General features: G+C 53.1%; 14 protein-coding genes. 4 read left to right on the top strand and 10 right to left on the bottom strand.

Features of this window, described 5'->3' with window-relative positions:
- Positions 1–30: 30 nt before the first annotated feature.
- Positions 31–2,280, bottom strand: a complete 2,250-nt coding sequence (gene katE, locus ENTMO_RS0100450) for a catalase HPII (RefSeq protein ID WP_010426121.1) — start codon at positions 2,278–2,280, stop codon at positions 31–33.
- A gap of 167 nt (positions 2,281–2,447) precedes the next feature.
- On the opposite strand from katE, the gene cedA reads away from it, so the two are divergent.
- Positions 2,448–2,723: a cell division activator CedA gene (gene cedA, locus ENTMO_RS0100445; protein ID WP_256350567.1), complete on the top strand. Its 276-nt coding sequence runs from the start codon at positions 2,448–2,450 to the stop codon at positions 2,721–2,723.
- A 48-nt stretch (positions 2,724–2,771) separates the two neighbouring features.
- On the opposite strand, the gene ENTMO_RS0100440 is transcribed toward cedA, so the two are convergent.
- The 4 genes from ENTMO_RS0100440 to hxpB form a co-directional block, all read right to left on the bottom strand.
- Positions 2,772–4,163, bottom strand: coding sequence for an L-cystine transporter (locus ENTMO_RS0100440; RefSeq protein ID WP_010426118.1), 1,392 nt, complete (start codon positions 4,161–4,163; stop codon positions 2,772–2,774).
- Between the two features lie 127 nt (positions 4,164–4,290).
- Positions 4,291–4,881 carry a metal-dependent hydrolase gene (locus ENTMO_RS0100435; RefSeq protein ID WP_010426116.1) on the bottom strand — a complete coding sequence of 197 codons (591 nt, stop codon included), beginning with the start codon at positions 4,879–4,881 and terminating at the stop codon, positions 4,291–4,293.
- A gap of 94 nt (positions 4,882–4,975) precedes the next feature.
- The gene (gene kduD / locus ENTMO_RS0100430) at positions 4,976–5,737 is read right to left on the bottom strand and encodes a 2-dehydro-3-deoxy-D-gluconate 5-dehydrogenase KduD (protein WP_010426114.1); all 762 of its coding nucleotides are present in this window, start codon (positions 5,735–5,737) and stop codon (positions 4,976–4,978) included.
- A 129-nt stretch (positions 5,738–5,866) separates the two neighbouring features.
- Positions 5,867–6,538, bottom strand: a complete 672-nt coding sequence (gene hxpB, locus ENTMO_RS0100425; protein ID WP_010426112.1) for a hexitol phosphatase HxpB — start codon at positions 6,536–6,538, stop codon at positions 5,867–5,869.
- 148 nt (positions 6,539–6,686) lie between these two features.
- On the opposite strand from hxpB, the gene ENTMO_RS0100420 reads away from it, so the two are divergent.
- On the top strand, positions 6,687–7,223 hold the full coding sequence (locus ENTMO_RS0100420) for a YniB family protein (protein WP_010426111.1): 537 nt from the start codon (positions 6,687–6,689) through the stop codon (positions 7,221–7,223).
- 29 nt (positions 7,224–7,252) lie between these two features.
- Here the strand turns inward: ENTMO_RS0100420 and ENTMO_RS0100415 are convergent, their stop codons facing one another.
- From ENTMO_RS0100415 to pfkB, 3 genes are all read right to left on the bottom strand, one after another.
- A complete protein-coding gene (locus tag ENTMO_RS0100415) occupies positions 7,253–8,113 on the bottom strand; it encodes a fructosamine kinase family protein (RefSeq protein ID WP_010426109.1) in 861 nt (286 codons plus the stop codon).
- A 105-nt stretch (positions 8,114–8,218) separates the two neighbouring features.
- Positions 8,219–8,509, bottom strand: coding sequence for a type V toxin-antitoxin system endoribonuclease antitoxin GhoS (ghoS, locus tag ENTMO_RS0100410; RefSeq protein ID WP_010426107.1), 291 nt, complete (start codon positions 8,507–8,509; stop codon positions 8,219–8,221).
- Positions 8,510–8,614: 105 nt separating this feature from the next.
- Positions 8,615–9,547, bottom strand: coding sequence for a 6-phosphofructokinase II (pfkB, locus tag ENTMO_RS0100405; RefSeq protein ID WP_010426105.1), 933 nt, complete (start codon positions 9,545–9,547; stop codon positions 8,615–8,617).
- 295 nt (positions 9,548–9,842) lie between these two features.
- On the opposite strand from pfkB, the gene ENTMO_RS0100400 reads away from it, so the two are divergent.
- Together ENTMO_RS0100400 and ENTMO_RS0100395 are read left to right on the top strand one after the other, a co-directional pair.
- The gene (locus ENTMO_RS0100400; RefSeq protein WP_010426104.1) at positions 9,843–10,601 is read left to right on the top strand and encodes a DUF481 domain-containing protein; all 759 of its coding nucleotides are present in this window, start codon (positions 9,843–9,845) and stop codon (positions 10,599–10,601) included.
- A gap of 264 nt (positions 10,602–10,865) precedes the next feature.
- Positions 10,866–11,066, top strand: coding sequence for a hypothetical protein (locus ENTMO_RS0100395; protein WP_010426103.1), 201 nt, complete (start codon positions 10,866–10,868; stop codon positions 11,064–11,066).
- Between the two features lie 137 nt (positions 11,067–11,203).
- Here ENTMO_RS0100395 and yniD read toward each other — a convergent pair whose 3' ends face one another.
- Positions 11,204–11,311: a small membrane protein YniD gene (yniD, locus tag ENTMO_RS25840; protein WP_010426102.1), complete on the bottom strand. Its 108-nt coding sequence runs from the start codon at positions 11,309–11,311 to the stop codon at positions 11,204–11,206.
- 99 nt (positions 11,312–11,410) lie between these two features.
- Positions 11,411–11,503, bottom strand: coding sequence for a stress response membrane protein YncL (gene yncL / locus ENTMO_RS24855; RefSeq protein ID WP_071985389.1), 93 nt, complete (start codon positions 11,501–11,503; stop codon positions 11,411–11,413).
- Between the last annotated feature and the right edge of the window lie 89 nt (positions 11,504–11,592).

Below are 11,592 nucleotides of genomic sequence, written 5' to 3'. Positions count from 1 at the left end.
TCAGGGAGAGGGCCGGGGTGAGGGTATTGTTTACGCCGGAATGTGATCGATCTTACTGCTGCGCGACCAGACGCGGTGCGCGGCGAGTAAATCAAACAGCTTCGTCATAAAGGCAGCGTCAACGTTATCGCCCTCGACAATGCCGTCCTCACCCTGATCGGCCACCTTCAGCTTCGCCTTAAACTGTCGCGCATCGCCTGCCAGGGCGATCGGTTTCAGATGCTTATAGGCTTCCAGCAGATAATACACGGCGTCACCGTTGGTCAGCAGGCTGTCAATATCTCCACACGGCACAATCACCGCATCAACGGTCAGCGAAGGCGCCCCGGCAAAGGTCGCCGCCACCGGCAGCACGGAGCCATCATCGGCGGTCACTTCGCCCATACGGGAATAAAGCAGTTTCGCATGCACGCCCTGGCTTTTCAGCGCCTGCATAATCCCCAGCACGTCGCTGGCGCGAGTTTTATCGTTCAAAAGGATGGCGACCACGCGGCCCTTAATCGAACCGCCCGGTACGGCGTACAGGCTCAGAGACGGATCCTTTTTCAGCCCGTTAACGTCTTTCGGTGGAGCTGCGTTACGTTGCTCATCGGTCAGGGTAATACCAAGGTTATCGGCGACGCTCTGCGCCAGCTGGATATCGATTCGCGCCAGCTGATCAACCACGCGCTCGCGGATGTAGGTGCGCACCACTTTGCTCAGCTCAAAGCTGAAGCCGCCGATGATATGCTGCTGCTCAATCGGGGTCTGGCTGTTCCAGAACAGGCGAGGATGGGCGTAATACTCACCGAAGGATGGGCTGCGTTCGCGAATTTTGGTCCCCTCGACGCGTTCCTGATACGACTCAAACCCGCCACGTTTCGGGCCCGGTGGTGTTTCACGCGGCCAGTTATCGTTGATCGAGTTCGGTTCGTAGTTCGCCGGGTTGGTGTCGATATCCTGGCGATGCATCCCGTCGCGCTGGAAATTGTGATACGGGCAGGTAGGGCGGTTAATGGGGATTTCGTGGAAGTTCGGTCCGCCGAGACGGCTAATCTGCGTGTCGGTGTAGGAGAACAGACGACCCTGTAACAGCGGGTCGTTGGTGAAATCCAGACCGGGGACAATATGGCCCGGGTGGAAGGCGGCCTGTTCATTCTCGGCAAAGAAATTATCCGGATTACGGTTGAGCACCATTTTCCCTACCAGCTGAACCGGCACCAGTTCCTCAGGAATGAGTTTAGTCGGATCAAGCAGGTCGAAATCAAATTTGAACTCGTCCTCTTCCGGAATCAACTGTAACCCCAGTTCGTATTCCGGGAAGTCTCCGGCTTCAATGGATTCCCACAGCTCGCGGCGGTGGAAATCAGGATCGCGGCCAGTCAGCTTCTGCGCTTCATCCCACACCAGCGACGCTTTACCCGCCACAGGTTTCCAGTGGAAGCGCACGAAAGTGGCTTTGCCTTCCGCGTTAATCAGGCGGAAGGTGTGGATGCCAAACCCTTCCATGGTGCGATAGCTGCGCGGAATGCCGCGGTCTGACATTGCCCACATCACGTTGTGCAATGTTTCTGGCTGTAGCGAGACGTAGTCCCAGAAGGTGTCGTGCGCACTTTGTCCCTGCGGTATGGCCCAGTGGGGCTCCGGTTTTACCGCATGGACAAAGTCAGGAAATTTATGCGCATCCTGAATGAAAAACACCGGGGTATTGTTGCCGACCAGGTCGAAAATACCTTCTTCGGTATAAAATTTGGTGGCAAAACCGCGGATATCGCGCACCGTGTCGGCCGAGCCAGCGCCACCCTGCACGGTAGAAAAGCGCACAAACACCGGGGTGATTTTATCCGGGTCGGAGAGGAAATCCGCTTTGGTAATGTCTTTCAGACTTTTATAGGGCTGGAAGTATCCGTGCGCAGCCGAGCCGCGCGCGTGAACGATGCGTTCCGGTATGCGCTCGTGGTCAAAATGGGTAATCTTTTCCCGCAGGATGAAATCTTCCAGCAGGGTTGGCCCACGTGTGCCTGCGCGAAGGGAGTTCTGATCGTCAGCAATACGCACGCCCTGATTGGTCGTGAGCGCAAAACCTTCGCTACCTTTACGGTGTGGCTCAAGCGATTTCAGCTTCTCGTTCCCCGTATCCGGCGATTTCATGCTTCCCGGTGCGGTAGGCTGCTCGCCAGGGGCGGAAGGGCCCGGTGAGGGGCGGTGAGAGCCGTCAGCTGGAGCGAGAGAGTCCATACCCGGTTGCGATTCTTCAGTGCCATGAATCGGTGATTGATGTGTTTTATCTTTGTTCGACATTGCACGTTTCTCCTTTATCCATTGCTAAAAACCCTATTAAGGATAGAACAATGTCGTGAGATGGCTCGCCAACTAAGAGTTTTCACATGCCGTCATTAACGAAAGGAGCCATCTCACCCACTCGGAGCGCGACGGAAGGTAGTCGGATCGGCTATCATAGAATTTTCCTGCTTCAAGAATTTGCTTTAGTGAACCCGTCGCTTATGAAACCTCTTCGTCAACAAAACCGCCAGGTTATTAGCTATGTGCCCCGCGTTGAGCCCGCGCCGCCTGACCATGCCCTGAAAGTGGATGGTTTTCGCGACGTCTGGCAGTTACGGGGTAAATACGTGGCCTTTGTGCTGATCGGCGAACATTTCCGCCGCTCTCCCACGTTTACGGTGCCGGAGTCAGCGCAACGGTGGGCGATGCAGATCCGCCAGGATGAAGAGGTTGAAGAATAACAGCCATAAAAAAACCGCCATCAGGCGGTTTTTTTATTTCAACAGTGATTAACGGTGCGCCAGTTCGGCGTCGTCTTCACTGTCCAGAATCGCTTTGTCGGTCTGCTTCAGCCACTGGCTAGTTAGCGTACCGGCGGTCATGGAGCCACTCACGTTCAGCGCGGTACGTCCCATGTCGATCAGCGGTTCAACGGAGATCAGCAGCGCAACCAGCGTCACAGGCAGACCCAGCGCAGGCAGCACAATCAGTGCGGCGAAGGTTGCACCACCACCGACACCCGCAACGCCTGCGGAGCTGATGGTCACAATGCCCACCAGGGTGGCAATCCACACCGGATCCAGCGGGTTGATACCCACAGTCGGCGCGACCATTCCGGCCAGCATTGCCGGGTACAGACCTGCACAGCCGTTCTGTCCAATGGTGGCACCAAAGGAAGCAGAGAAGCTGGCGATGGACTCAGGAACGCCCAGGCGACGCGTTTGCGCTTCCACATTCAGCGGAATAGACGCTGCACTGGAACGGCTGGTAAACGCGAAGGTCAGCACTGGCCACACTTTACGGAAGTATTTCAGCGGGCTGACGCCGTTCACGCCCAGCAGGATGCCGTGCACCACAAACATGATGCCCAGACCCAGGTAAGAGGCGACGACAAAGCTGCCCAGCTTGATGATGTCCTGCAGGTTTGATCCCGCAACCCCTTTGGTCATCAGTGCCAGCACACCGTAAGGCGTCAGCTGCATGACCAGACGGACCAGCTTCATTACCCAGCTCTGCAGGGTCTCGATAGCGGTCAGCACGCGTTCACCTTTTGGCGCATCGTCTTTCAGCAGCTTCAACGCAGCCACACCCAGGAACGCGGCGAAGATCACCACGCTGATGATGGAGGTTGGGCTTGCGCCGGTCAGGTCAGCAAACGGGTTTTTAGGAATAAAGGAGAGCACCATCTGCGGAACCGTCAGGTCGGCCACTTTGCCAACATAGTTGGTTTGAATCGCCGTCAGACGCGCGGTTTCAGCCGTACCCTGGACCAGACCTTCAGCGGTCAGGCCAAACAGGTTGGTCACCAGCACGCCCACCAGCGCGGCAATCAGCGTGGTGAACAGCAGCGTACCGATAGTCAGGAAGCTGATTTTCCCCAGCTGAGTCGCATTATGCAGACGAGCAACTGCGCTCAGAATAGACGCGAACACCAGCGGCATCACAATCATTTGCAGCAGCTGCACGTAACCGTTACCGACAATGTTGAACCATTGACTGGAATCTTTCAGTACCGGGTTATCGGAGCCGTAAACAGCGTGTAATGCCAGACCAAAGGCCACACCCATGACCAAACCGACCAGCACTTTTTTCGCCAGGCTCCACTGTTTGTGGCGCGCCTGCGCGAGAAGCAATAGCAATACAACGAACACAATAATGTTCGCGATGAGTGGAAAATTCATCCCCGTTCTCCTGATTTATTATACGGCCGGTTTTTACCGATCCTGATGGCGCAAGGTTAGCAGAAGTGTGATGCAGCGCTTATATCCAAATGGAATGGTTTATGACAAACGTGATTATTTTGTTTGTTTACTGTTCAATCTGGTGATGAATGAAACGATTGAACTGAAATTGCAGCGAATTGATCATCTGCGATGACCAGCGAACTGCACCATTTTCGGGCAACGTCTGCGGCATCCAGACGGCGTACGCGAAGAGTGCCATGCACAAAACGCGCTCCAGCTGATTGCCTTTTTGCGGGGCGAGAATGGGAAAACGGAAACGCCACCGGCAGGGCCACAGGAGGGGGACACCGGCAGGCGTCAGCATATCGGCAAGAATATGGCTTAAATAGCCGAGCACCATCCCCTGTATGGCATCTGCCGGCACTATCCAGCTTTCAGGCACTTTTAAATAGAACAGGGTAAGCAGGGCAAACACGGCCAGCAGGCTGTGGGTAAACCCACGATGGCCAAACGCTCTGGCAATGGGTTTGGCGATCCACTTCAACCGTTGTCCAAGAAACGACTTGGGGTGATCGATGTCCGGCAGGAGACAGGTTAATACGGCGGAAGGGACGATATGCCACCAGTCACCCTGTGCCAGCACAGGGGTCAGTTCAGCGTTTTTGGCAAACACTGCGCATGCAATTGAAAAAAGCAGGTGGCCTTCCGCCGTCATGATAAAACCCAACAAACTGTCAATTCATACAGTATAGGGTTTTTATACAGTGCGCGGAAGAGGTGACGGTGTAACTCTTTGTCACAAAGCGGCGTCAGCGCGCCAGCCAGCCACCGTCTACGGCCAGGGTGTGACCGTTGACATAATCCGATGCAGCAGAGGCAAGGAAAACAACCGGACCTTGCAAATCCTCCGGCAATCCCCAGCGCCCGGCCGGGATACGCTCCAGGATCGCCTGGCTACGCTGTTCATCATCGCGCAACTGCTGCGTGTTATTGGTCGCCATATAACCCGGCGCAATGGCGTTCACGTTGATGCCATGCGTAGCCCATTCGTTGGCGAGCAGGCGCGTGATACCCAGAACACCGCTTTTAGACGCGGTGTAAGAAGGCACGCGGATCCCCCCCTGGAATGAAAGCATCGAGGCAATATTGATGATTTTCCCACCCTGACCCTGCTGGATAAACTGTTTGGCCACCGCCTGAGAGAGGAAAAAAACCGATTTGAGATTCAGGTTAACAACATCGTCCCAGTCTTTTTCACTGAATGCCAGGGCATCCTCCCGACGTATGGTCCCGGCGTTATTCACCAGAATATCGACGCGTCCCATCTCGGCGACAGCGCTATCCACTACGCGCTGAATGCTTTCTTGTTGACCGAGATCGGCCCGAATCGCCATAAATCGACGCCCGAGAGCGGTGATGCGCGCGGCCGTTTCGTCGGGAACTTTACGGTTCACGCCAACAATATCGCATCCGGCTTGTGCGAGCGCCACGGCCATGCCCTGTCCCAGCCCGGTATCGCATCCCGTGACGATGGCCACTTTTCCTGAAAGAGTGAAGGACTCCAGTATCATACGCGCCTCAGAAGTAAGGTTATTGTCATTCTGAAGGTAAGAATAGGAGGTGAAAGCAGGAAATGCAATTAAATGAAACGATGTTTTATTTTTACTTTCAGGCAGCGAAGGGCTGCCTGAAAGAGAAGGTCACTCGCCGCGCAGATGGGCAACCGTAAGGTCTTCCAGCGAGGCCAGTTTCACATCCGCCAGGGCAAAGCGGGGATCGTGGCGGCCTTCTTCGGCAGGCACAACGATAGAGCGCATGCGTGCGGCTTTGGAGGCCACCATGCCGTTAACGGAATCTTCCAGCGCCACGCAGGTGAGCGGATCCAGACCCAGTTTTGCGGCGCAGTCCATATAGACCTGAGGGTGCGGCTTGCTGTAGGGCAGTTTCTCGGCTGAGGCCAGCGCGTCGAAGCTGTCGCGCAGTTCGAACAGGGACAGCACTTTTTCCAGCATATGCAGCGGCGAAGCGGAGGCCAGCCCGACCTTCAATCCTTGCGCCTTGCACAGGGCGATCGCATCACGCACGCCCGGAAGCAGGGGCTTCTGCTCTTCAACCAGCGTAATGGCGCGGTTAATAATACGCGCGGTGACGTCGTCACGACCGGGGCCAATCCATGGCTGGTGGGCATACCAGAGGTCTACAACCATATCAATGCGAAGTCCCAGCGTATCGGGAAGCTCGTTCCGGCGGCTGATATCGACGCCGAGGCTCGCCATCACATCCAGTTCAGCCCGATCCCACAGCGGTTCGGAGTCAATCAGCAATCCGTCCATGTCAAAAATGGCGGCAAGTATTTGGCGCGGTGTCGACATCACAACGTCTCCTTATCTCAGGTGTTCGACAGACGATACGTGCTAAGCACAATCTGCAATTTAGCATAATGCTTTTAAAGAACGGGCGAAAATGATGGGCAGCAGGTAGACTTAGGCAAAAATAACGCGTCTTTTTGAAGGGGAACGAATGACGTATCAACAAGCTGGACGCATCGCTGTCTTAAAACGTATTGCCGGTTGGGCCATTTTTATTCCGGCTGTAATTTCCACGCTGATTTCCGTACTCAAATTTATGTACGATCACAGTGAAAAGCAGCCGGGTATCAATGCGGTAATGCTGGATTTCGCGCATGTGATGATTGAAATGATGCGTTTTAACACCCCGTTCTTAAACTTTTTCTGGTTTAACTCACCGACACCGAATTTTCATCAACAGGCGAATGTTGGCTTTTGGGTGATTTACGCGCTGATTTTTATCGCGATGGCATTGCAGGCATCAGGCGCGCGCATGAGTCGCCAGACGCGTTTTTTACGCGAAGGTGTGGAAGACCAGCTCATTCTTGAGCAGGCGAAAGGGCCGGACGGAATGAGCCGCGAGCAAATCGAATCCCGCATTGTTGTTCCGCGTCACACGATTTTCCTGCAGATTTTCCCGCTCTATGTATTACCGGTAGTCATCATCGTGGCCGGTTATTTCTTTTTCTCTCTGCTCGGTTTTATCTAGAGCCACAGCGGGTGGTGCATGACCGCCCGCTACGCCGCCAGTACCCGCTCCAGTGCACGCTGCGCATTCACCAGATGTTGACCGCCAAACAGAATTGCCCGATTCAACAGGGTATAAAGTTGATACACCGGCTGGCGGTCGAGGAAGTCAGGCGGTAACGGCGAGACCGACTGGTATCCGTCATAAATCTGCGGCAGCTGTTCAGGATGCAGTGGCAGCATGGCGAGGTCGCACTCTCTGTCACCCCAGTAACAGGCAGAGTCGAAGATATAAGGGCCGTTCGGACCCAGCGCACAGTTATCTGACCACAAATCCCCGTGCAAGAGTGAAGCCTGAGGCTGATGCGCGGCAAGACGCTGCTGCACGTGTTCGACAATGGCATCAATGTTGCCAAATTCCAGACCTTTCTCTGCCGCCAGTTCCAACTGCCAGCCAATACGTTGCTCTGCAAAGAAGATCGACCAGCGGCGTTGCCAGGCGTTCGGCTGTGGTGTGGTGGATAGGTCGTTGTCGAAATCGAGTCCAAACTGGGGTGGATCGCTCCACTGGTGCAATCGTGCTAGCTGCTGTCCAAGAATAAACGCGTTATGGGCATCCAGTGGGCGAGCGGGGAGATATTCCATGACCAGAAAACTGTAGTCACGGTCACTGCCCACGGCCCAGACGTGCGGGACGGTGACCGTTTTGCTGCGCGACAGCAGATCCAACTGATCGGCTTCGGCAGTGAAGATTGGGAGAAGTTCACGTTCATCGCATTTAACGAAAAGGTCGCGCCCCGCGTAGCGTAAATGCCACGCGGCGTGGATTTCACCGCCAGGCAGTTCATTACGCAGTTCAATTTCACCTTCACCTAATTGCTCGCTTAAAAGATGACTGATAGCCTGCCACATGATATCTCTCCCATGTTGTCTGCCAGATCATAAAGTTAGCGCAAAACGGCTGTTAAAAAATACGAACTAACGCACACCTGAGCGGTTTAAATTCATACAACGCACTTATTGTTCTTTTTTTCGCCAGCTTTCCCAGGTATCTACCTCAATATCCGCGTCCTTGTCAGTCACACTCTCGGCCAGGCTGCTTGCCAGGGCGTGAACTTCCTCGTCGCTGAGGGCGCTTATCAGGCCAAATGTCAGCGTGCCTAAATCATGAATATTGCCCTCGTCGTCCGTGAGGGTGAGCAGAAAATTTGCCCGTGTAAAAGCGTTGTTGAGTTCATTGAGCTCGGTCAGTAACGCTTCATGAATGTTGACGGTAATGACGTAGCGGGTGATGTCACCACTGCTCATAGTTCACCTCATTGTTATCATGAAAGTTTTCTTAGCATAGTCGATAGTACGTTTTTGGCGACTATAGCTCGTCTTTACCCTCTCCCCGGAAGAGAGAGGGGACGGTTAATTTTGGGACAGATAATCAACAATTTTCTCGGTGTCAGGCAGCGAACAAAGCCGCGTGCCCTGATTGATGGTTGCAGCGCTACCTGCTGCAACGCCGTAGCGCGTCATCTCCAGCAGCGACGCCCCCTGCGCCAGTTTCAGCGTCATCGCCCCCACCATACTGTCGCCTGCGCCAACGGTGCTCTGGCTTTTCATGGGGGGTGGCACAACCTGCACATAGCCCGTTCCATCCACGGCCAGCGCACCCTGAGGGCCAAGAGAAACCACCACGCGCAATGCCTTGCCGCTGCGTATCAGTTCTTGCGCGGCATTACGGACGTCATCCGGCTGGGTGAGTTCACGATTCACCAGCGCGCTGAGCTCTTTCTGATTGGGTTTAACCAGCTCAAGGTTGCCTGGCTCCAGAGCGGCTTTTAACGCCTCGCCGGAACTGTCGACAATGCACCGGATGCCCCGTTGCTGGGCTGCCCGAATTAATGCTGTGAGTTTCTCTGTGCTCACGCCCGGCGGCAGGCTGCCGCTGATCACCAGCAAAGCGCCCCTTTCAATTGTCAGGACCTTCTCCTCAAGCTGACGAAACTCATCATCACTCAATTTTGCCCCCGGCATAACAAAACGGTACTGCTCGCCGCTGGACTCAACGTGAACGTGCAGGTTCTGACGCGTCCAGTCGCTGGCCTCGACGGTTTGCACGGCAACCTGTTCATCTGCCAGCAGAGACACCAGATGTTCACCAGTGGCACCACCGGCAGGAAAAATCGCCGTCGCTTTGCCTCCAAGGTGGGTAATTGCGCGTGCGACGTTGATACCGCCACCACCGGGCTCAAACACCGGGGCGCTACAGCGTAGTTTACCTTCCGGGTAAATCTGTGCGGTTAAGGTAGCGGAATCGAGAGAAGGGGAGAGTGTCAGCGTGTAGACAGGAACCATCATAACCTCCTTTTTGCATGGGTTCCTTTAAGCCTGGCATCAATCGACAGGAAGGCAACGTAAATAACAGTATGATTTTAAATATGAATGCTGACAAAAGTACGGGGTTGTTTTTATAAAATAAAAGTCGTTTTGAGATCGTTCTTATTCAAAAAATGAAATAAGAAAACATTGCTATGTTATTTGCGGCTTTTTATAATTTGTTACCTTTCTCTGGACGCCTTGTCATTGATCCTCAAGAAAGTTTCCGAGACCGTGATGGTCTCTTTTTTTGTTGTATGGACTCCTTAATAAAATGAAGCTTTTGAAGACAGTACCCGCTGCAATGATGCTGGTGGGTGGCGTGTTTGCGTCAATGAATGCAATCGCCGATGATACCGTTTTTACTGTCATGGACGATCCCTCCACAGCGCAAAAACCTTTTGAAGGTAACCTGAACGCAGGGTATCTGGCGCAATCCGGCAACACGAAAAGCTCTTCCCTGACCGCAGACAGCACCCTGACGTGGTATGGCAACACCACCGCCTGGTCACTGTGGGGGAATGCCAGCAACCCCTCAGCGAATGACGAGCGATCGTCAGAGAAATACGCCGTAGGCGGGCGTAGTCGTTACAATATGACCGATTATGATTACCTGTTCGGTCAGGCAAGCTGGCTAACCGACCGCTATAACGGCTACCGGCAGCGTGATGTCTTCACTGCAGGTTATGGTCGCCAGTTCCTGAACGGACCAGTACACAGCCTGCGTTTTGAATTCGGTCCAGGCGTACGTTATGACGAATACACCGACGGTGATACCAAAACCCAACCGCTGGGCTATGCGTCGGGTACTTACGCCTGGCAGATGACCGACAACACCAAATTCACGCAGGGTGTTTCGGTATTCGGTGCTGATGATACGACGCTGAACTCCGAGACGGCGCTGAATGTGGCCATCAATGAACACTTTGGGTTAAAGGTAGCGTACAACGTGACCTGGAACTCAGCACCGCCTGAAACTGCGCCTGATCATACCGACCGCAGGACGACAATTTCTTTGGGTTATAAAATGTAATCTAAATGGGCCGACATTATTTCGGCCCTTTTTTAATTTTTAGAAATTGTGCTGATTTATATTAAACGGCGTTTTAAAATAATTGGTCCGAAAATATCTCCATACTTTCTTCATAATTACACCACTCCCCGAATATTCAGATTATTTGACACGAATTGATAAATAAACTGACTATGCAAAAGTGTGATCCAGATCTACACTGTCACTACAGGCAAAATTCAGCCTTAGGTCTTTATGCTCTAATTAAGTATGAGAAGAATCATGATGAAAAAAATCAAAACTGCTGCAGCAGCAATGGTGCTTTCAGCACTCTCTTTTGGCGTATTCGCTGCTGATCGCACGGGTATTAGCACCGCCTCTGATGTTGAAGCGGGTTCAAACATCGCCCCGGCGTCACAGTCTACCGGTCAGTCAATGAATGATGCGTTTGACGTGCATACACTGGTTGCCGGTGAGTGGTCCTGATACGTGTTTCGGTTTTAAACCTCACTGTAAAAAACCGGATTGTGATGTACCGGTTTTCATCACAGCAATGCTGTAAAGATATTCAAAGAGTTTTCAGGGTTTGATGTCTTATTACTTTTACTTGCAATGCGTTAACACTAACCCCATATCATTGCAGCCCAGCGCAATAACAACATTGCACCGCAGATTGCAATTAATACGACCACCATTTTCCAGTGCTTCGCGGCAAAGCGTTTTGTTGGCATAACCTCTTCCTTGTCAGTTTATTGTTCCAGTCTACCAAAAAAATGCGGTAAAAAGCGCATTATTCGGGACAAAGGATTATGCAACGGCATTGATTCATGTCAGAACCAATGGAATCTGTCGGCAAGAATCAACACTAAACCGGCAGCGGAAAGGATATTCAATATCACAACGGTTCTACTGGACACATTCATGTGATGCCCCTTGGGTGTGTAAGGACCTGTTCAAGAATAGCTCAGCACTTTTGAATTGCGAGCCATGGTTCGCGAAAGTTCGTTCACTC

The sequence above is a fragment of the Enterobacter mori LMG 25706 genome (assembly GCF_000211415.1).
Classification (GTDB): Bacteria; Pseudomonadota; Gammaproteobacteria; order Enterobacterales; family Enterobacteriaceae; genus Enterobacter; species Enterobacter mori.
This window is presented reverse-complemented; position numbering and strand designations above follow the sequence as displayed.

What these genes read in the sequence shown, in the direction of transcription:
- katE (WP_010426121.1), bottom strand. Translation starts at nt 2,280, where the DNA reads ATGTCGAACAAAGATAAAACACATCAATCACCGATTCATGGCACTGAA.
- hxpB (WP_010426112.1), bottom strand. Translation starts at nt 6,538, where the DNA reads ATGTCGACACCGCGCCAAATACTTGCCGCCATTTTTGACATGGACGGA.
- yniD (WP_010426102.1), bottom strand. Translation starts at nt 11,311, where the DNA reads ATGCCAACAAAACGCTTTGCCGCGAAGCACTGGAAAATGGTGGTCGTA.
- yncL (WP_071985389.1), bottom strand. Translation starts at nt 11,503, where the DNA reads ATGAATGTGTCCAGTAGAACCGTTGTGATATTGAATATCCTTTCCGCT.
- ghoS (WP_010426107.1), bottom strand. Translation starts at nt 8,509, where the DNA reads ATGAGCAGTGGTGACATCACCCGCTACGTCATTACCGTCAACATTCAT.
- ENTMO_RS0100395 (WP_010426103.1), top strand. Translation starts at nt 10,866, where the DNA reads ATGAAAAAAATCAAAACTGCTGCAGCAGCAATGGTGCTTTCAGCACTC.
- ENTMO_RS0100400 (WP_010426104.1), top strand. Translation starts at nt 9,843, where the DNA reads ATGAAGCTTTTGAAGACAGTACCCGCTGCAATGATGCTGGTGGGTGGC.
- ENTMO_RS0100415 (WP_010426109.1), bottom strand. Translation starts at nt 8,113, where the DNA reads ATGTGGCAGGCTATCAGTCATCTTTTAAGCGAGCAATTAGGTGAAGGT.
- ENTMO_RS0100440 (WP_010426118.1), bottom strand. Translation starts at nt 4,163, where the DNA reads ATGAATTTTCCACTCATCGCGAACATTATTGTGTTCGTTGTATTGCTA.
- ENTMO_RS0100420 (WP_010426111.1), top strand. Translation starts at nt 6,687, where the DNA reads ATGACGTATCAACAAGCTGGACGCATCGCTGTCTTAAAACGTATTGCC.
- ENTMO_RS0100435 (WP_010426116.1), bottom strand. Translation starts at nt 4,881, where the DNA reads ATGACGGCGGAAGGCCACCTGCTTTTTTCAATTGCATGCGCAGTGTTT.
- kduD (WP_010426114.1), bottom strand. Translation starts at nt 5,737, where the DNA reads ATGATACTGGAGTCCTTCACTCTTTCAGGAAAAGTGGCCATCGTCACG.
- pfkB (WP_010426105.1), bottom strand. Translation starts at nt 9,547, where the DNA reads ATGGTTCCTGTCTACACGCTGACACTCTCCCCTTCTCTCGATTCCGCT.